The organism is Pseudomonas cremoricolorata DSM 17059 = NBRC 16634, assembly GCF_000425745.1.
GTDB classification, from domain to species: Bacteria; Pseudomonadota; Gammaproteobacteria; order Pseudomonadales; family Pseudomonadaceae; genus Aquipseudomonas; species Aquipseudomonas cremoricolorata.
Genome location: NZ_AUEA01000003.1, coordinates 1 through 18,851 on the forward strand (window position 1 = coordinate 1; position 18,851 = coordinate 18,851).

18 protein-coding genes and 1 pseudogene are annotated in these 18,851 nt (G+C 63.9%); 10 read left to right on the forward strand and 9 right to left on the reverse strand.

Annotation, left to right across the window (positions count from 1 at the left end):
• The 8 genes and pseudogenes from H618_RS0104535 to H618_RS0104565 all read right to left on the reverse strand — a co-directional run.
• Positions 1–1,982 (reverse strand): condensation domain-containing protein (locus tag H618_RS0104535; protein WP_033727496.1); only part of this gene is annotated, 1,982 nt, incomplete at its 3' end.
• A 67-nt stretch (positions 1,983–2,049) separates the two neighbouring features.
• A complete protein-coding gene (locus H618_RS23095) occupies positions 2,050–3,399 on the reverse strand; it encodes a salicylate synthase (protein ID WP_245586758.1) in 1,350 nt (449 codons plus the stop codon).
• Between the two features lie 84 nt (positions 3,400–3,483).
• A pseudogene (locus tag H618_RS23100) lies at positions 3,484–5,085 on the reverse strand ((2,3-dihydroxybenzoyl)adenylate synthase); the annotation flags it as partial.
• Positions 5,086–5,468: 383 nt separating this feature from the next.
• The gene (locus tag H618_RS21225) at positions 5,469–5,852 is read right to left on the reverse strand and encodes a nuclear transport factor 2 family protein (protein ID WP_050577208.1); all 384 of its coding nucleotides are present in this window, start codon (positions 5,850–5,852) and stop codon (positions 5,469–5,471) included.
• The gene (locus H618_RS21230; RefSeq protein ID WP_050577209.1) at positions 5,845–7,134 is read right to left on the reverse strand and encodes an MFS transporter; all 1,290 of its coding nucleotides are present in this window, start codon (positions 7,132–7,134) and stop codon (positions 5,845–5,847) included. The genes H618_RS21225 and H618_RS21230 overlap by 8 nt, the downstream gene beginning before the upstream one ends.
• A complete protein-coding gene (locus H618_RS0104555) occupies positions 7,134–9,218 on the reverse strand; it encodes a TonB-dependent receptor (RefSeq protein WP_028693943.1) in 2,085 nt (694 codons plus the stop codon). The genes H618_RS21230 and H618_RS0104555 overlap by 1 nt, the downstream gene beginning before the upstream one ends.
• Before the next feature lie 46 nt (positions 9,219–9,264).
• Positions 9,265–10,230 carry a helix-turn-helix domain-containing protein gene (locus tag H618_RS22055; protein ID WP_050577210.1) on the reverse strand — a complete coding sequence of 322 codons (966 nt, stop codon included), beginning with the start codon at positions 10,228–10,230 and terminating at the stop codon, positions 9,265–9,267.
• A 313-nt stretch (positions 10,231–10,543) separates the two neighbouring features.
• Positions 10,544–10,801, reverse strand: a complete 258-nt coding sequence (locus H618_RS0104565; RefSeq protein ID WP_028693944.1) for a hypothetical protein — start codon at positions 10,799–10,801, stop codon at positions 10,544–10,546.
• A 260-nt stretch (positions 10,802–11,061) separates the two neighbouring features.
• Here H618_RS0104565 and H618_RS0104570 point away from each other — a divergent pair, with 260 nt between their 5' ends.
• Complete coding sequence (locus H618_RS0104570) at positions 11,062–11,376, forward strand: DUF1654 domain-containing protein (RefSeq protein WP_028693945.1); 315 nt, start codon at positions 11,062–11,064, stop codon at positions 11,374–11,376.
• Between the two features lie 17 nt (positions 11,377–11,393).
• Here the strand turns inward: H618_RS0104570 and H618_RS0104575 are convergent, their stop codons facing one another.
• Entirely contained in the window at positions 11,394–12,200 is an 807-nt protein-coding gene (locus H618_RS0104575; RefSeq protein WP_028693946.1) for an XRE family transcriptional regulator, read from the reverse strand.
• Positions 12,201–12,500: 300 nt separating this feature from the next.
• On the opposite strand from H618_RS0104575, the gene H618_RS0104580 reads away from it, so the two are divergent.
• From H618_RS0104580 to H618_RS0104620, 9 genes are all read left to right on the forward strand, one after another.
• Positions 12,501–13,091, forward strand: coding sequence for a hypothetical protein (locus H618_RS0104580; RefSeq protein ID WP_028693947.1), 591 nt, complete (start codon positions 12,501–12,503; stop codon positions 13,089–13,091).
• Positions 13,092–13,259: 168 nt separating this feature from the next.
• A complete protein-coding gene (locus H618_RS0104585) occupies positions 13,260–13,586 on the forward strand; it encodes a hypothetical protein (RefSeq protein WP_028693948.1) in 327 nt (108 codons plus the stop codon).
• Positions 13,583–13,894 carry a hypothetical protein gene (locus tag H618_RS0104590; RefSeq protein ID WP_028693949.1) on the forward strand — a complete coding sequence of 104 codons (312 nt, stop codon included), beginning with the start codon at positions 13,583–13,585 and terminating at the stop codon, positions 13,892–13,894. Before H618_RS0104585 ends, H618_RS0104590 begins: the two co-directional genes overlap by 4 nt.
• A gap of 74 nt (positions 13,895–13,968) precedes the next feature.
• Positions 13,969–14,625, forward strand: a complete 657-nt coding sequence (locus tag H618_RS0104595) for a phage tail protein (RefSeq protein WP_028693950.1) — start codon at positions 13,969–13,971, stop codon at positions 14,623–14,625.
• Between the two features lie 9 nt (positions 14,626–14,634).
• Positions 14,635–15,018 (forward strand): phage tail assembly chaperone, encoded by a 384-nt coding sequence (locus H618_RS0104600; RefSeq protein ID WP_028693951.1) that lies wholly within the window; start codon positions 14,635–14,637, stop codon positions 15,016–15,018.
• A 47-nt stretch (positions 15,019–15,065) separates the two neighbouring features.
• Entirely contained in the window at positions 15,066–15,332 is a 267-nt protein-coding gene (locus H618_RS0104605; RefSeq protein WP_033727497.1) for a DUF1799 domain-containing protein, read from the forward strand.
• 3 nt (positions 15,333–15,335) lie between these two features.
• Complete coding sequence (locus H618_RS0104610) at positions 15,336–17,753, forward strand: phage tail length tape measure family protein (RefSeq protein WP_028693953.1); 2,418 nt, start codon at positions 15,336–15,338, stop codon at positions 17,751–17,753.
• Complete coding sequence (locus H618_RS0104615; protein ID WP_028693954.1) at positions 17,753–18,091, forward strand: phage tail protein; 339 nt, start codon at positions 17,753–17,755, stop codon at positions 18,089–18,091. The genes H618_RS0104610 and H618_RS0104615 overlap by 1 nt, the downstream gene beginning before the upstream one ends.
• A gap of 9 nt (positions 18,092–18,100) precedes the next feature.
• Positions 18,101–18,850, forward strand: a complete 750-nt coding sequence (locus tag H618_RS0104620; protein WP_028693955.1) for a phage minor tail protein L — start codon at positions 18,101–18,103, stop codon at positions 18,848–18,850.
• The last annotated feature ends 1 nt before the right edge of the window (position 18,851 follow it).

An 18,851-nucleotide genomic window follows, 5' to 3' on the forward strand; every position in this document is an offset into this window, starting at 1 on the left:
ATGCCCGCTGTGCGGTGAATCTTCGCCCGGCGGCTGGCCGGCTGCTTGATGCCAATGGGCACATAGCAGGCGCCTGCGGCCAGCACGCCGAGGACCGCGATGATCTGCTGACGCCCGCGCGGCAGGCTGACGGCAACCGGCATCTGCGCCTGTACGCCCGATTCGATCAGGCAGGCGGCGACGGCGAGGGCGCGTTGAGTCAGTTCGGCAAAGCTCAGCGCGCCTGCATCATCGATCAGCGCGGTGCGTTCGGGGGCGTGCAGGGCGCGGGCGAAGACATCGGTATGCAGGCCGCGCAAGCGGCGCGGCTGTCCGCTGTCATTGGCCTGTGCCCTCACCATTGCCTGGCGCTCAGGCAGTAACTCAACGGCCGCGTTTCGCCATGCCTCGGCGTCGCTTGCCAGCCCGTTCAGCAGGTGGGTGTAGGCGGCGAACATGTCATCCAGCAGGGCTTCGGGGAACAGCGCCTCAACCGCGTCCCAGGCCAGCAGCAGGCCCTGATCGGTTTCATACACCTGATGATCCAGCCAGACCTGCGGCGTCTGCGAAATCATGTACGACAGCTCGCCCAAATGGGCAGCGCAGTCGCTGCCCACCAGCGCAGTGCCCAGGTTGCAGGCGAATACCACCGGCGCGGCGAGTTGTTCATCCGGGCGTGCGCGGGCCAGATCGCGCAGCACGCTGACCCCCGAGTAACTGCCGTGGGCTACGTCCGCGTGCAGTTGGCTCTGCAATTGTCGGGCGCGTTGGCTGAAGGTTTGCGGCGTCCGGCAATCGCATTCCAGCAGCACCAGGCTGGTGAAGTCGGCGATGGCGTCATCGATGCCGGGGTGTTCGATCTGGCGGTCGAACAATGGAACGTTGATCAGAAACCGCGACTGCGAGCTCCAACGTGCCAACACCTCGGCGTAGGCGCTGAGCAATAGCACCGCGGGGGTGATCTGCTGTTCGGCCGCGCGCTGGCGCAAGGCTTGCCACACGTGAATCGGCAGCGTGTGAGTGCGTCGAGTGAAGCGGGTCTGCTCGAGCGTTCGCGGCGCGACCGCCAGTGGCAGTTCAGGGCCGCCCGGCAGGCTGTCCAAGCGGGCCTGCCAGTACGCCTGGGCCTGTGCTCGTGCCTGGCTACGCAGGCTGTGTTCCTGCGCGAGGTACTCGCCGAAATGCCACCTTGTCGGGTCTGGCTCGAGCGTGTCTGAATCGGCATCGGTGGCGTAGCAGCGCGCCAGGTCACGCAGCACGATGTTCAGGCTTTGCACATCGGCCACCAGCAGGTCGATGTCCACGTGCAGGCAACTGCGTCCGCTGCCCAGCAGGCTCAACTCAAGGCCCATCACCTGACCTTCTGCGACGTTCAGGCGGCGATGGGACAACCGCTCACGAACCTCGGTGAGCGCCGCCGTGGTGGCCGGCTCGTCGAACTCACGCAGGTCGTGCACCACCAGCGTCAGGCGCGACGCCTGGGCAGCGATGCGTTGCTGGCCGTCTTCATCGAAGTGCGCGCGGAGCATGCCGTGGGTGCAGCGCAGGCGGTGCCAGGCATTCTCCAGCCGCTCGGGTTCGAGCGTGGGGCCGGTCAGTTCCAGATACGCATGGCAGCCGACGCCGCCCAGGGTCTGTTGATCCTGGCGCCCGATCCAGTAGGCATGCTGCACATCGGTCAGGGCGAACGGCGCCTGTGGATCGAACCCGGTCACCCGCGGCAAGGGTTCGATTTTGGCGCTGTCGGCCTGCACTTGGCCCATCAGCGCCCACCAGGCGGCCACGCTCGGGGTCTCCATCAAATGGGCGAAGCTGACCTCTGCGCCGAGCTTGCGCCAGACGCTGGCCAGACGCATGACACTGAGGGAATCCAGCCCGTGTTCGATCAGGTTGTCGTGCTCGGCGATCGCGGTCTGCGCTGCAGGCAACAAAGCCTGTACCTGCTCGGTCAGGGCCGCTTTGCTGAGCGGGCGAGTGCTGGGGGCGGTGTGTCGGGTGTTCACGTGCTCGGTCCCTCGGTGGTGCGAAAGTCAATGAATGCAGCGATCGATACAACAGCGTGCTGGCCCATCACTGCGGGGCCGAGGCCAACGTCCGCGCACTGCGCGCAGGCGCATCGGCAGGCGCCTCGACGGCCACCAGGCAACGGGAAATGCTGGCGAATTTCTCGATGGTTTCCTGCAACTCGCGCGCAGGCGTGGACGGCGCGACGATCCCGGCCCCGGCTTGCAGCCAGGTCTGGTCGCCCTGCCGGAACAACGAGCGCAACACCAGCGCGGCATCCAGCGAGCCGTCACAATCGACCATCATCACGCTGCCGCTGTAGGGGCCGCGCGGCTGGTCTTCCAGGCGTTGTATGGCCTCGATGGCCGGTTGTTTCGGGATACCCGACGCGGTCACCGCCGGGAACAGCGCCGCGAAGGCGTGCCAGGCGTTGGTGCTGGCGCGCAACTGGCCCTTGACCCGCGAGGCCAGGTGCTGCACCGGACCGCGTTCGCTGACCGTCATGAACTCGCAGACCTGCACCGAATCGGCCTCGCAGATGGCCTGCAGCTCTTCGACGGCAAGCTTCACCGACACCGCGTGTTCAGCGATTTCCTTGACGTCGCGCAGCAGGTCGCGGCGCAGCTCCAGCGTCTGCTCGAGGGTCTCGCCCATTGCCCGGGTGCCGGCCAGGGGTTGAGTACTGACCTGGCCAGTGGCGCTCACCTCGACCACGGTTTCCGGGCTGAAGCCGACGATCTGCAGGGTGTCGCGGCTGAGCACGAAGGAGCGCGCCGGTGTGTTCTGGCTGCGGCCCAGGCGGTAGCTCGCCAGCAGATCCACTTCACCGGGCACCGGCACCTTGCGTGACAGGATGACCTTGTCATAACGCCCGGCGTGAATCTCGCCCACGGCGCGTGCCACTTGCGTCTGATAATGCGCTGCGCCGTGGCTTTCGATCGCAGGCACCAGCAAAGCGCGGCCTGTCAGTGACGCAAGATTGCCCGGCACACTCAGCTGGCGGTCAAGCGCGGCGACCTCTTCGCAGAGTGCGGCGAGGGTCTGTGGGTCGAGTGCGCGCACCAGCGCCTGGTTGGCGCAAAAGCGCACCTCCCGTTGTGGCACCACCAGTTCCAGCAAGGTCTCCTGGCTGGCCGGGTTGTCGACGCCGTGAATCACGCTGGCCATTTCGAAGCGGGCGGCGCCGTAGGCGCGCCAGCCTTGCAGCGACAGGGTGCCCAATGCCTGGGCGATCATTTGGCAAGGATCGTCCGCGTGCAGAATCAGGTGCTGCTCGCCGTGGTGCAGGCTGACGCTGTTGCCGCTGGCCTGAAGGCTCGCCTTGCGTCCGAGCGCCACGTGCCAGACCCCCTCGCGCTCGTAGAGCGTGGCGTCATCTTGCAGGTGGCGGCGCAGCAATTCACTGGCCAGCTCCATGGGGCTGGCGGTCAGCGGCAATGACTGTTCGATAAAAGTGTCCAGTGGCGCGCGGGTTTCGACTGGGCGTTGCTCCAGGCTGCGGGCCAGGCGGCGCTTGTCGACCTTGCCGATGGGCGTGAGTGGCCAGTGATGGACGAATTCGATCTGGTCCGGGCACTTGAAACCGGCCAGGCCCCTGGCCATGAGAAATGCCCGCACCTGCGCAAGGTCCGGTTGCTGGCCGTCGGTGATCAGAAACGCACAACTGCGCTCACCGAGGCGCTCGTCCGGCAGGCCGACCAGTGCGGCGCTGACGATAGAGGGGTGGAAACACAGCGCCTGCTCGACCTCTTCGGTCGCGATTTTTTCGCCCGCACGGTTGACCTGTTCCTTGATGCGCCCTTCGACCACCAGGTTGCCGTCGGCGGTCCAGCGCGCCAGATCACCGGAGCGGTAATAACCGTCCGGGGTGAACGAACGAGCGTTTTGCGCCTGAGCCCGGTAGTAACCGCGCAGGGTGTAGGGGCCGCGCGTCAGCAGCTCACCTGTCTCACCAGGCGCGACGTCCAGACCGTCCTCGTTCACCAACCGCACTTCGTCATCAGCACACAGCGGCCGACCCTGACTGTGCAGGACTTGCTCCAGCGGATCGTCCAGCCGGGTGTAGCAGAGCAGACCTTCGGCCATGCCAAACACCTGTTGCAGGCCACAGCCCAGGCCTGGCGTGACCTTGCTGGCCAGCAACGATTCGCAGCGGGCGCCGCCTACTTGCAGGTATTTCAGACTGCCAAGATCGGCGTCGTCCCATTCCCGCGCTTCCAGCCAGACCTGCACCAGCGGTGGCACCAGCGAGGTGAGGGTGACGCCTTCGCGCTCGATGAGCGCAAAGCATTCATCAGGCCCTGGCGTGTGGGCCAACACCGCTGTGCCGCCGCTAGCCAAGGTGCCCAGCACGCCGGGGCATGCCAGCGGGAAATTGTGAGCGACGGGCAGAGCCGCAAGGTACACGCTGTGCTCGTCAAGGCCACACAGCGCGGCCGAGGCGCGGGCGTTGTAGGCGTAGTCGGCGTGGGTCCGCGGAATGAGTTTCGGCGTGCCGGTGGTGCCACCTGACAGCAACAGCAGTGCCGGATCGCGGTGGTGCGGCTCGGGCAGCGTCGGCGGTTGCCCGGCCCACTGGCTACCGCTGTGCGCGATGTTCGTCAGGGTCGGACCAGCGGCCTCATCGCTGTCGAGGATCACATGCTTGATGCAGGGTCGTTCGGCGGCGACCTCCCGTGCCAGTGCTGCGTAGTCGAACCCCATGAAGCGCTCTTTGCAGATATAGGCCACCGGCTCGGCCAGATCGCACAGCGCCCCGATGTCGCTCTGGCGTTGCGCAGGCATGGCCAGAATCGGCAGCGCGCCCAGGCGCAGCAGGCCGAACAGCGTGGTGACGAAGGCGATGCCATTGGGCAGTTGCAGCAGCACCCGGTCTCCTTTTTGGATGCCCTGGCGGGCGAACCCCCAGGCCAGGTGATCGGCCTGCCGGTCGAGCTGCGCATAGCTCAGGCGGGTGTCCTGTTCAACCAGCGCCACCGCTTCGCCCCGAGCCTGCGCCCATTGCCGCAGGCATTGCCCCAAGGTAAAGGGCTGCCAGTGGCCCCGGCGCTCGAATTCATCGCACTGGGCATCGGGCCAAAAAGTGAAGTCGGTGTTCGTCATCGCTGCTCTCCAGAAGAACCGCACCAGGCACGAGGCCCGCTTGCGTGAGTGACGGTGCCGATTCACGGCGCAGATACCGAGCCCCTTGCGCTGTTCGGCACGCAAAAACAAACAGTAATGATTCGCATCGGCGACCAATACCCAAAACCGGTTTTGCGTAACCCGATCCGGATTTTTTAGAACCATTGGGTTGGTGGTCATAACCAAACAACTGCGCAGCAGTAGCGGGAACATGCTTGCCGCTGCCGCTGATCTTGGGTTTGCTTTTGCTTTTGCGAAGCACGCTTGCACGCGCCGCAGTTCATGCCTGGCGACACGAACCCGCCACGGAAAGCAGACACAACGAAGCCCCGGACCCTTGCAGTCCGGGGCTTTAGGATCACTCAGTTGATCTGAAAGCCTGCCTTCAACAGCGGCGTCGGGTCATAGAAAAAGCGTTCGAACACCACCTGATTGCCTTTCCAGGATTGCAGGGCCAGCTCCTCGATCCGCACCCGCTCGCCGTTCTTCAGGGTCCATTCGGCGTGCCATTCGATAACCACCAGGTTGCCGTCGATGAGCACGCTGGGTGCGCTGATTTCATGCACGGCGCTGGTCCACTCAGCGGCTTCTGTATTGCGCGCAAGGCTCGCGGCGCGGCCGATACGCGGTGGCTGGTTGTTCTCCTGAATAACCACGTCTTCAGCGTAAAACGCCAGCAGGGCGGCGTCGGATCTGCCCTCGACGGTGTAGCGAATCAGCTGCTCGATGATTTCCTTATCAGGCATTACGTACCTCCAGTGCGGTGTTGGCGGATGGGTGATTGCCCTCGCGCAGCGGCATGCGTTTCAGAGCGATGCCGATGACGATCATCAACACCAGGCCCAGCCCTGCGGTGCAGATGAACAGGCTGGCATAACCCAGCCAACCGGCCAGCATGCCGGCCAGCATGCCAGCGCCGATGTTGAACACCTGCTCGGTGCATTGCAGCACGGTGAAGTCAGTGCCGGCCTGTTCCGTGGACGCCCAGCGCATGAACAGCGTGAAGAACGCCACGTAGGCGACGCCTGCGGCCACCGAGTTGATCAGATCGACCGCCAGCGCCAGGTTGAAGTCCAGTTTCAGCCCCGTGGCGGGCAACAGCCACAGCAGGATCGAGCAGGCCGAGAGCAGACCGGCGATCCAGGCCACCCGGCGCACGCCGAAGCGCTCGATCAACAGGCTGCCGAAGGGCGCGCTGAACAGGGCGATGCACAGCGTGCCTGCACCGTTGATGGTGCCGATCTCGCTCATCGACAGGCCGCCGTCGACCATCAGTGGGCCGATCATGCTGCCTTTCATGGTGGTGGCGAAGAAGAACGTCGCCGCCACCAGGATCGCCCAACCGGCACCCGGCCTTGCGAGCATGCGCCAGAGGCTGGCGTGTCGTGCGCCGCTGCCTTCAGGCCCCGCGGCGCAAGGCTGTCGGGTCGCGTCCGGACCGCCGATCACAGGCGCGGTGCACAACAAGACCAGCGCGCCGAGAATGACGAACGTCAGGGCTTGCCCGCCGTGTTCGTACAGGGTCACGGTCAAGGCGCCGCCGAGCATCATGCCCACCGAGAAACCGCCGATCTGCAGGGCGTTGGCCCAGCCCAGTGCGCGGCCTTGCAGCAGCTCGATGGCCAAGCCATCGGTGGCGATGTCCTGTGTTGCACTGAGCGTGTTGGCCAGAAACAGCAGCGCCAGCATCCAGGCCCCGACGCCGTCGCTTTGGGGCAACAGCGCGATGACGAACAAGATCGCCGCAAGGCCCACCTGCATAGGCACGATCCAACTGCGTCGGGGGCCGAGCCGCCCGCCGTCGAAGCGGTCGACCCACGGCGCCCAGAGGAACTTCACCGCCCACGGCAGCACCAGCAGACCGAGCATGCCGATCATTTGCAGTGAAACGCCCTGAGCCCGCAGGATGACCGGCAGTGCCACGAAGCCCAGGCCGATGGGCAAGCCCTGAGAGACGTACAGCGCGCCCAGCATGATCAACGTGCGTCGGGTCCGCTGGCGCGGCGGGTGTTGTGTGGTGTCGTTCATCAGAGCTTCCAGTCCACCGCGACGCCCACGGTGCGCGGCTCGCCAGCGGTTGTGTAGTCAAAGCCCCAGTTGTCCAGGGCGGCGAAGGTGCGGTAGTCCTTGTCGAACAGGTTGTTGACGAACACGCTGACGCCCACACCGTCCTTGCTCACGCCCGCTCTCAAATTGGTCAGGCCGTAGGCTTTCTGCTCAAGGTCGTTCTGGATGTCGAAATACTGCCTGCCGGTGTACTGATATTCGGCGCGAACCTGCGCACGCACCGGCAGGCTCTGCAGCGGCCAGCTGTACTGTGCGGCAACCCCTGCGCTGATGTCGGGGGTGTAGACCAGACGGTTGCCAGACTGGCTGACACCGTTGGCGTCGGTCAGGTCGTCGTACTTGCCGTGGGTTGCGGCAAGGAATCCAGAGAACTCCAGGCCTTCGGTGGGCGCCCAGCGCGACTCCAGCTCCAGCCCTTGGCTATGGGCTTTACCGGCATTGTCGGTGACCACCTGGCCGGGTCCGGCGACGGACTTGATCTGCAGGTCGCGCCAGTCGATGTAGAACAGGGCAGCGTTGAACATCAGGGTGTTGTCGAGCCACTGCGACTTGAAGCCGGTTTCGTAGCTCCACAGGTATTCAGGGTCGTACTCGCGTACGTTGGAGGTCAGCCGGTCGAAGCCCCCCGACCGGGCGCCGCGAGTGGCAGAGGCATACACCTGACGGTCCTCATCCAAGTGGTAGGCGAGGGCGACCTTGGGCGTGGTCATGGTCGCCGAGCCGCTGCCGGAGAACGGGTTGTTGTTCTCCATCTTGTACTTGTCATGGGACACGCGCGCGCCCAGGGTCAGGTCCAGCCTGTCGGTCAGGCTCAGGGTGGTTTCGCCGTAGGCCGCGGTGCTCTTGGTCTGGTACTTGCTGGTGCTGGTGAACGGGCCGCCGTACATGGCCACATCCATCAGGTAGTCGTAGGTCAGGTCTTTCTTTTCCCAATACACACCGGCCAGCCAGGTCAGGCGACCGTTCTCGCCGCCTTCCAGACGCACGTCCTGGGAGAACTGCCGACCCCACTCCTTGGAATCTGCCGTGCCGCCGCCGGTCTGGGCCACCATCGGGCTGTAGCTCAAATCCTGATGCCCGGTGATGTCGTAGTCGCGCCAGGCACTGATGGTTCGCAGTTGCGCCCAGCCCAGGTCGTAATTCAGGGTGGCGCTGGCGGCATGTGCGTCGCGCACTTCGTCGTTTTTCGGCTGGATGTCTACCTTGCGCTTTTTGTAGTCATCGAAAGGCAGGTAGGCATAGCCGCCCTGATTGACTCGCTCGACGGACGCTGCCAAGTCCAGCGACCAGTCACCGCCCGGACGGATGCGCAGGCGCCCGCTGCCCGACCAGGCGTCCAGATCGTCGATGCCATGACCGTTGTCGGCGTAGTCGGTGAATCCGTCGTTCTGCGCATGATCGAAGAACACCTGGCCGAAGACCTTGTCCTCGACCAAGGGGGCGCTGGCAGCAATGCTGGCCTCGCGCTGACCGTGGTTGCCGACGCTGCCGTGCAGGTTGGCCTCGGGCTCGTCACCCGGCTCGCGGCTGGTCAGCTCGATCACCCCGGCATTGGTGTTGGGTCCGTACAGCGTGCCCTGGGGGCCGCGCAGCACCTGCACCGACTCCAGGTCACCGAGGCGGCGGGTGTATTCGGCATTGGTCAGTGGCACCCCGTCCAGGTACACGCCCAAGGTGCTGTTGAAATAGTCCTCACGCACGGTGCTGCCGATTCCGCGCACCGACGTCATCGAAAAGCGTTGCGAGCCTTGATTGGTCAGCACCAGGTTCGGCGTGCGTCCGGCGATGTCGGTCAGGGTCGTCAACCCGGCATCGTCGATGTCTTTGCGTGATACCACCGAAATCGACGACGGTGCCGCCTGAGCCTTCTCGGCTTGCTCGCGGCCCAGTCGCTGGCTGGCGTTCAGGCGCGTGGGGTCGAGCTCTACCACCTGAGGCGCGGTGTCTTGCTGCGTGGCGTTGGACGCGGCGATGGCGTCCAGTGCCGTAACCAGTGGCAGCACCGCGAATACCCACGATGCACCGCGCGAAATTGGAACACCCATGCCGCCTTTCCCCTGTCAGATCTGAAGTGCGGCGATGGTGGCAGGCTCAGCAAGAGGCTTCAAATGAGAATCTTTCGCAATCTGCTGTTTGTTTTTCGCGATCCGCCAGCGGTTGGCACAGCGACGGCTTGGCCCGCGCCACGTCGCGGGGCGAGCAGGCGTATTTGCGCTTGAACAGGGTCGAGAAATAGGCCGGGCTATAGCCTATCCGGTACGCGGCCTGGGAACTGCTCAAACGCCCGGATTGCAGGTCCTGGTAGGCCTGTGCCAGGCGCAGATCCTGCAGGCATTCGGTGACCGACTGGCCGAACTGGCGGCGAAAACCTGCGGTCAGCCGACTGCTGCACATGCCCACCTGACGCGCCAGCTCTTCCAGCCCCGGCGGCTTGTCCAGATGGCTCTGCAACAGCTCGTAAGCCTGTTGCAGGCGTTCGACTTCCGGACGTGGCAGGGCGTTGTCTCGCCGCTGTTTGCGGCTCTTTTCGCTGAGGCTGTCGATCACCGTGGCCAAAAGCTCAAGGGATTTACCCTGCATGTACAGCGTGCGGGCGACCCCTTGAAACGGGCACGAGACGATCTGCTCCAGCATGCCCATCAGGCGGTGATCAGGTACCCAGTCATGCACCATGGCCAGTGACGCGTGAAGAAGGTCTGGCTGAAGTGCGTGCAGTAATTGCGTGGGAAACTGCAGAAACACCGCCTGCACGCGGCTGTTGCGGGTGACCTGATGGCGCGCCTGCCAAGGCTGTTGCGCATGGACGACGAAACTGCGCGCGCCGCTGCAATCGATCACTTGTTGCTGGCCCAGGCTGAAACTGATGCCACTGCCCACCAGAAACCCGGCACAGATACCGGCGCAGGTTTCGCTGCTCCAATGCTCTTCGACATGGGTTTCGATCAGGCCTATCGACAGCTTCAGACCGTTGGCGCTCTCGACATGTTCATAGCGCAGGCTGCCACCGCCTTGCAGTGGCTGGGTCCGGAAGGCAGGGTGAGAGGCAGGGCTGTCCATGGAAACCTCGATAGATATCAGAAGGCCACGGTAGGAAAAATCAAGTCGTAATGCAACTTGTTATCAAATGAAAATCGTTTCGATTATGCAGTGCGGATGCGGGGTGAGATGGAGCAGCGCTTGGGGAGTGCCCAGGAAACCAGGGGCGATCCACTGCAGGGCAAGGACTGCGCATGCAGTCGAACGAATCGAGTGAAGGGGGGGGAAATGTCATCGCTCTTCAAGGTGTCCCGATTCCCTGCAAGCCCACTTGGAAAACAATCTCTGAAGTCAGGCATTGGATCGGAACCAGGACACTCCACACGCTGCGCTACTACCCGCGAATCCTCTGCAGGCGAGCGCGTCCGGCATCGGTGATGGCGGTTTCTCCTTCGTCGCTGATGCGGTAGCGACCTGAAGGCAGTTTGCTGATGGAGAACCTGACCAGCCCGCTCCTGGACAGGGCTTCTCCCACTTCGAAACTCATGGCCTGTTCCAGATCGAACAGTTTGATCTCGCCGATCTTGAAGCGGGTGAACGCTATCAGCGCCGCGTCCAGCGCGGCTTGATCGACTTCGTGAACCTGTTGCATTTGACCTCCTGGTCGGAATCGTCCAGACCCGCTGGCTTGCAGGCAGTGGGCCTGGAAGTTCGTTGGAAGGCAGACGCTACTACGGACCTGATTGAGAGGGGTACTGGCTTTGCGTCCAGGCTGGATGCGCGGCCAGCCGTCATCTGGACGGTGCGCCTACATTCCCGAGTTATTTTCCCTACAGACCAGGTTCACGTTTCTGCGGGGGTGAGGTATGCTCGCCACATTACTGGATAGATATACAGTTAAAGGAGTGGGGCATGGCTACGCAATGGACTTCAACGCCGACGCTGCGCGAAGAGATGACCGGCGTCGAGCGTCTGAGTCTGAGGGTTTCCTCGATGATCAATCATCCTGTGGCGCAGATGCAGCGCTGGGTGACGATCCACCCGCTGGAGTCGGACGCCGAGGCGGATTGGCATGAGGTGCTTGGGCAACTGCGGGAAACCCCGGAATTGCAGCTACAGCAGCACGACGATGGTGCGGTGACCGTGCGCTGGCAGCGCGGCGCAGCAGGGGGGGACGATGGCGACCGCGCTGAATGGGAAACGAGGGCAAACCCGCCGCCGTTCTGACTGCACAGTGCGACGCGCTAGACCAGATGCGCGTTCCACACCAGCAGCACGCGCGCCTGGATGTAGGTCTCGTCGACGCGGATGTCTTCCACAGGATGATGGGTATTGTCGGAAATCATCTTGAAGTGGTCGCGACCTTTGCGTTGCAGGCGCTTGATATAGAGCATGTCGTGGTGGGAGAACAGGTAGATGCCATCGCCGACGAATTCGCGAATGCTCATGTCCACCAGCAGCGGGTCACGGTGCTTGATGGTCGGGGCCATCGACTGGCCCCAGCCGGTGACCAGTTTCAGGTGATAGTGCTCGGTGAACGACACGCCCATCTCGCGTAGACGCTTGGGACTCACCCGCACATCCTGCAGCATCTCGGGATAGTCGTGGGGCACCTGCCCGCCGCCCATGGCGGCGCGGATGTCGTAGTGGGCGACCCAGATTTCATCGCCTACCAGGCTGGTGCCCGAGCCGAGCTCGGCAAGCAGATGGCCGGTGGCTGGCTCTTCTGCAGCCGCCAGCAGGCGCTCGCGGGCCTGGCTGGACAGGGCCGTGCCTTTCTTGGCGAGCATTTCCCTGACCATGTCGGCTGCGCTCATAGGCGCCGCTGGCGACGCACTCGGCGCCGGGGTGTCCAGCAGCAGCTCTGAAGGATCGACGCCCAGCGCGGCGGCCATAGCCGAGATATCCGCCAAGGTGGGCTCGCGGGTGCCGGCCTCGTAGTTACCGACGCGCGACTGCGATTTCCAGCCACAGGCCTCGGCCAGCTGTGCCTGGGACAGCCCGCAGGCGTGGCGCAGGCGCTTGATGCGTTGACTCAACGATTCTCTCATGGGGCCGAATTTCATCACGAAACGAGATAGCTTGTTCTCACTTATTGTGTTTGATTGAATCACATTAAGTGATTATCCTGCCGCCTCAGCGCTCGCGCCTAGATCACTCGACCTCGGACCCGGCGCCTGAATCCATCCGTCAGCCTGCGCTTCAGTTCAGATGGGGCAAGGCATGAATCAGAGGCCCACCATGCTCAGCTTATACCCGCACATTGCAGCTGCGATCAGCAGTCGTCACCTGAACGGTCGACCGCTCCCTTCGGCATTGCGAAGTGGCAACGCCACACAGGAGGCCGCGCCATGCAACTGAACACCGCTCGCCAAGCCTGGCACGACTGCACCTATGGCAGTTGGGGCGCGCAAAGTGCCTTCGCCGCGCAGTTGACCCAACTTGGCACCCGCATCCAGACCACCACCGGCCAGCGACACGCCGCACGCGCCGTGCATCAGGCGCTGGCCGGCGCTATCCAGGCCGCCATCGCTACCCTGAGCCGGCCTCTGCGGGCATTCGGCAATTACCTCTATGCGCCCCATGTCGAGGCGTGGGAACAGGAAACTGCCCAGCTGGCGGTATTCATGCTGGTTCAGCAGCGCGGCAAGCGCATGACGGCCAGCAAACGTGAAAAGCTCGAAGTTCTGGTCAAGGGCGTACTGCTTCGCTACCGCTATATGCACCAGGGTGGGCAGTCGGCCAATGCCGATCCACTCGCCGCGCCCGAAGCCTTTCGCGGATGGCTGCAAGCGCACTACCAGCTCAGCCTGAGCGCAGTGCGCTGGGAGCGTGAGTGGGGCGGCTATGTACGCCTGGCGTTCGACTGCTGCGAGGACCTGGACAAGCAGGCGCTGGCCCCCGTAGCGGCAAAAATGCACGCGATGAAAAAAAGTGTGTAATCACGTATTGTGTTTAAGCTCGGTTGGTGGCAGTATTTCCCCATCGTCACAGATTTACCTCCAGACCCGCACTGACACAGACCCGGCCACCGCGCCGGGTTTTTTCTGCCCATGGAGAATGCGCTGTGACCACCGACCGTTTTCTTGCCCGCCACAGGAGTCGAGCGCATGGATTTTTTTCACCGCCTGCTCGACAAGTTCGACCTGGGCATTGCCGGCCTGATGGGCGCGCTGATCGCCACCCGCTGGCATAAGGATGACCTCACAGATCGCAAGGCCTGGCTGCTGTTTCTGCTGACCGGCATGGCCTGCGCGCATTACCTCACTGGCATGGTCAGCAGCTATTTCGCGATCAGCGAACCGCGCAGCGTCGCGGGTGTGGGCTTTTTGCTCGGAACCTTCGGCGGTTCACTGATCGCCGCCATCACCCGCGCCATCAAGGCCGCCGACCTGTGGGCGGTGATCAAGTCGAAGTTCGGAGGGCCAAGCGCATGATCCTCGAATACAGCAATGCCGCTGCCGCAGGCGGGATCGCCTGGTGGGCGACCTGGGCGGTGCTCAGCGGCAAGGTCCGCGATGGGGTCATCGGCAAGCTGCTGTATGCGGTGATCGCCCTGAGCGGCTATGCGCTGCTGGCCCGCGCCGAGCACCCACTGTTCGGTATCGGCACGGCAGGGGTGACCTTGCACATCGCCCTTGCGCTTGCCGGTCTGCGGCACATGTTCATGCTCACTTACTGGCCAGCGTTCAGGCGCTGGCTGGAGCGACGTATCACCGGCGCACCCTGTAAGCGCGACCACTGAGTTCCACCGCTGCACCGCAACACCCACAACCCGCCCCGTGCGGGTTTTTTCGTTTCTATCCAAAGGAAAACACCATGACTGAACGCTTCCCTCTGCCCAATGGCGCCGTACTGGAAATCGCTGGCACCCTCGGCCAGGCCGTCCCCTTCAGCGCCCTGAGCAACGCGGCCAAACCGGCGGCGACCGCCAAAGGCCACACCTTGAAAAATGGCGACATCGTGCTGATCAACTCAGGTTGGTCGCTGGTCAACAACCGTGCTACCCGCGTCAGCGATGTGGCGACCGATACCTTCGTCCTCGACGGCCTGGACACCTCCAGCGTTGCCCGTTACAGCCCAGGTGCCGGTGTCGGCAAAGTTGTGACGGCGTCCAACTGGACGCAGATCTCCAAGGTCACGGCCTTCGCTTCCAGTGGCGGTGAGCAGCAGTACCTCACCGTCGGCTACCTGGATGACGATGACGACCGCCAGTACCCCACCAACCGCACCCCGACCACCCTGGCGATCACCGTCGAAGACCAGCCTTCCGCGACCTATGTCGGCCTGATCGAAAGCTACGGTGACGCTCGCCAGCTGGTGGTGGTGCGTCTGAAGCTGCCAAGCGGCGATCAGATTCTTTACACCGGATACGTGACCATCACCAGCTCGCCGACCATGGAGCGCAACAACCTGATGACCCGCACCGTCAGCATCGCGCTGTCCAACCGCCCTGTGCGCTACCTGGCAGCTTAAGGAGTTCCCATGGCGAAGATCAGCATTGCGCAAAATCCTACGTTCAGCGCTGCCGTGCAGCTGCCGCGGGTGGGCGGCGAAGCGGTGGCGGTGCAGTTCCAGTTCCGTTACCTCGATCGCCTGGCCCTGGCCGAGCTGTTCGATCAGTGGAACAGCACCCGGGAGACGCTGGCGGCACGTGCAGCGCAACCCGATACCCGCTGGGCCGAGATGACCGCCGACGAGATCGCCTTCCAGGCCGAACAGCTCAAGGCCATCGTGCTGGGCTGGGAGCTGGACGATCCGTTCGACGATGCCGCCTTGCGTGAGCTGGTGCAGACCTGCGCTGGCGCACCCAAGGCGGTCATCGATGCCTATCAGGGCGCCTACAGCTCGGCTCGCCTGGGAAACTGAGGGCCGCCGCCCGCGCGCTCTACAGCCCGAGTCCCCGGCTGGAGCAGTTGGCCGCGTTTGGCCTGACCTCGTCCGACCTGGTCGCTGACGAGGTCGAGGTCTGGCCTGATGGGTGGCCGGCGTTTCGTCTGTTCGAAGCGCTGGGCACCCAGTGGCGGCTGGCACCCAGGGGGCCATCTGGTCTGGATTACACCGCGCTGCCGGTCGTGGCCTCGATGCTTGGCATCGGGCGCCGCGACCTGGCGGCGCTGTTCCCCGACCTGCGAGTCATGGAGGCCGAAGCGCTGGCCGTCATGACGCAATCCATGGAGTAGACAATGACAACGATTGCCGAATTGGGGATCCGGATTGACTCCACACAGGCCGCCCAGGCGGCCATCAATCTCGACAAATATACCGCTGCGGTCAAACGCAGCGGCGAGGCAGCCGTCCAGGCCGGTCGCGCCTGGGACCTGACCCTGAGCGGCCTGCAACTTAGCAGTGAGTACCTGCAGCAGCAGCTCGAAGCATTACAGTTCACCGCCCTCGACGTGCCCCAGCAACGGGCCAGTCTAGGCAACACGGCGCCACCGGCAGCGAGCACTGACGGCGGCGGGCTGATGGGCGTGCTCGAAGGCGCCAACACCACAGCCGACGCCTTCAGGAATGCCCGCGATGCGGTCAATGAAGTGAGTGGGATGATGCCGCCGCTGGCCATGGGCGTGGGTACGGTCGCTGTGGGGGCTGGAGCGGCGGTCGCCGCGATCGGGGCATTGACCTATGGTTATGTCGCCGGCATGCAGGAGACCGAGGCCTACAACCAGGCGTTGATTCTCAGCGGCGAAGTCGCGGGGGTGAGTGCCAATGCCCTGGCCGACATGGCCGAGCGTCTCGGTGGTGGTAGCGCCACGGTGGGCGAAGCTGCTGCGGCACTCACCCAACTGGCCGGCAGCGGCAAGATTGCCGGCGAAAACTTCGAACAGATCGCCAGCGCGGCGCTGGCCATGGAAGACGCCACCGGCAAGGCAGTGTCCACGACCATCGACGAGTTCGTGAAAATCGCCGAGGACCCGGTCAGTGCTGCCCAGGCGCTCAACGATCAGTACCACTTCCTGACGGCTTCGGTGTATTCGCAAATCGCTGCGCTGCAGGAACAGGGCGATGAAACCGGTGCGGCGCAGTTGCTCACCGAGACCTACGCGCAGACTCTGGAAAGCCGCTCGGCGCAAGTCACCGAGAACCTCGGCGCCGTGCAACGTGCCTGGCGCAGCATCAAGAACGAAGCGGCCGGGGCACTGGACACCGTGCTCGATATCGGGCGCCAGACCACCGAAGCCCAGCAGATCGCCAAGCTGGAAGCCAAGCTGGCGCGGCCAGCGAACTATTCCACGCATCCGTTCTTTGGGCCTGGCAGTAACCGTAAGGCTGATGAGCAGGAACTGGACCGTCTGAAGCTTGAGCTCAAGCAGTCCGAGGAGGCGGCTCGACTCAAAGCGCAGAAACAGCGCACCGAAGACGAGGCCATGGCGGGTGTGCAAGTGATTGCCCGCGAAGCCAAGGCATCGATCACGCAGGTCGAACGGTTGCAGAACCGTCTCGACGATTTGCATGCAGCACGCAACAAGGCGGCAGGCGCGGTCGGCGGCATCGCTTCTGATGTACAGGCGCAGTTCGAACGCAGCGACCGGGCCTTGCAGGCGCAGATCGACCGCGCCAAACGCCAGGCCACAGCGCCAGCGCCCTCGTCGGTCGCCCCCCGCCCTGCAGCCCAGGTGCGCGCAGTCAGTGCATTGGATGCCAAACCCTGCACCTGTCCCGGCGAAACGGCGCGCCCGGCCAAGGTGCCAGCCACAGCCTGCGCGAATGAGCCAATGGAGAACGTCGACTATCGCCTCGGCAAGCCGCTGTTCACGCCGTTGCCAGGCTTGGACCTGTCTGGGGACAAGGATGACAAGAAGGACAAGAAGGATGAGAAGGACGCATCCAAGACCGCGCACAGCCTGGGCGAGATCGCAGGCATCTGGGGTGAAAGCGCATCGAAGGCCTTCGAAAAATTCCGCAACCAGGGACAGGACGTCGCCAAGGACACCGAGGACCTGTTCGCCAGGACCTTCACCTCGATGGAAGACGCCGTCGTTGCCTTCGCCACCACCGGCAAGTTTTCCTTCTCTGACTTCGCTCAGTCGGTGTTGGCCGACATGGCCAAGCTGGCGGCGCGCCAGGCTGCGTCGAGCTTGTTGTCGAGCCTGGCCGGGGCGGCGATCAACATGTTCACCAGCGCTCCAACTGGACCTTCTTCTCTGGACGGCTTCAGCTTTGCCCTGAAGCCGGATGCAGGCATGAGCTATTCACCGTCGACCTTCTCCAAAGGCGGCTACACCGGCAACGGCGGCAAGTACGAACCTGCCGGCATCGTCCACGGCGGTGAGTTCGTCCTGCGCAAGGAAATCGTCAGCCGCCCCGGCATGCGCGACTACCTGGAAAATCTCAATGGCGGCGGCGCCATCGACACCGCTGGCGGTACTGCCAGCCAGCCCTTGCTGATGCAGATGACGACGGGCGGTGGTACGGCGATTCAGGTCAGCACGCAGGTCAACGTCCATACCCAGGATCGCAGCGGGCAGGGCATGCAGCTCGACCAGCAAACCCTGCAACAGCAGATGGAGAAACAGATGAAAAGCGCAGCAGAGCGGGCGGTTGCCGATTCCTGGCGACCGGGCGGCCTGAGTCATCGCAGCAGTCAAGGGAGGCGCTGATGGCAATCGAAACCTTTACCTGGCCGACCGAGCGTGGCGAGGCCGCCGAGATTCAATACCGCACCCGCGAAGCACGCTTCGCAGGCGGCTACCGGCAAGTGGTCGGTGACGGCCCGAACAACCGCGAAGACCGTTACCCGGTGACCCTCACCGGCTCGGCGGCCGAGCTGCGCACGATCCTGGCATTTCTCGATCGGCATGCCGGCGCCAAGGCCTTTCTGTGGACGCCGCCGCTGGGTGGAACCGGTCTGTTCACCTGTGCCGATCCGCGCCCGACACCGATCGGTGCCGGCCTGTTCAAGCTCAGCGCCACCTTCGCTCGCGCTTTTCACCCTTGAGGACGCTCCATGTCATTGATCAAAGACCTGCAGAGCCTGGAGCCAGGCAACGAGGTGCTGTTGTTCGAGCTCGATGGCTCGGAGTTCGGCACCGATGTGCTGCGCTTTCACGGCCATGCCATTCCCCACAGCGCTGAAGAACTGCGCCAGGCCGGCGCCAATGCCGACCAACTGCCGGCCAAGTCGATCTGGTGGCAGGGCCAGGAATACGCCGCCTGGCCGATGCAGCTCGACGGCATCGCCGCCAATGGCGATGGCACGGCAGTGCGGCCCACGCTCACCGTCGGCAACGTCGGTGGGCGCATTACCGCACTGTGCCTGGCCTTCGACAATTTGCTGGAGTTTCGCCTGACCATTCGCCATACCCTGGCGCATTACCTGGACGCCGCCAATTTCCCCGAGGGCAACACCCAGGCCGACCCAAACGAAGAGGCCATCGAGGTCTGGTACATCGATCAGAAAGTCTCAGAGAACGGCACCACCGTCAGCTGGGAATTGGCCAGCCCCGGCGATGTGGGCGGCGAGAGCATTGGCCGGCAGATGACTCAGCTGTGCCACTGGGCGATGACCGCCGGCTACCGCGGCCCTGATTGCGGTTACACCGGTGCCTATTTCGACCTGGACGGCAAACCCACCGACGATCCTGCCAAGGACCAATGCAACGGTTGCCTGGATTCAGGCTGCACCGTGCGCTGGGGCCGCGGCAATCCCATCCCTTTCGGCGGCTTTCCCGCCGTCTCGCTGATCGCGCGGAGTTGAC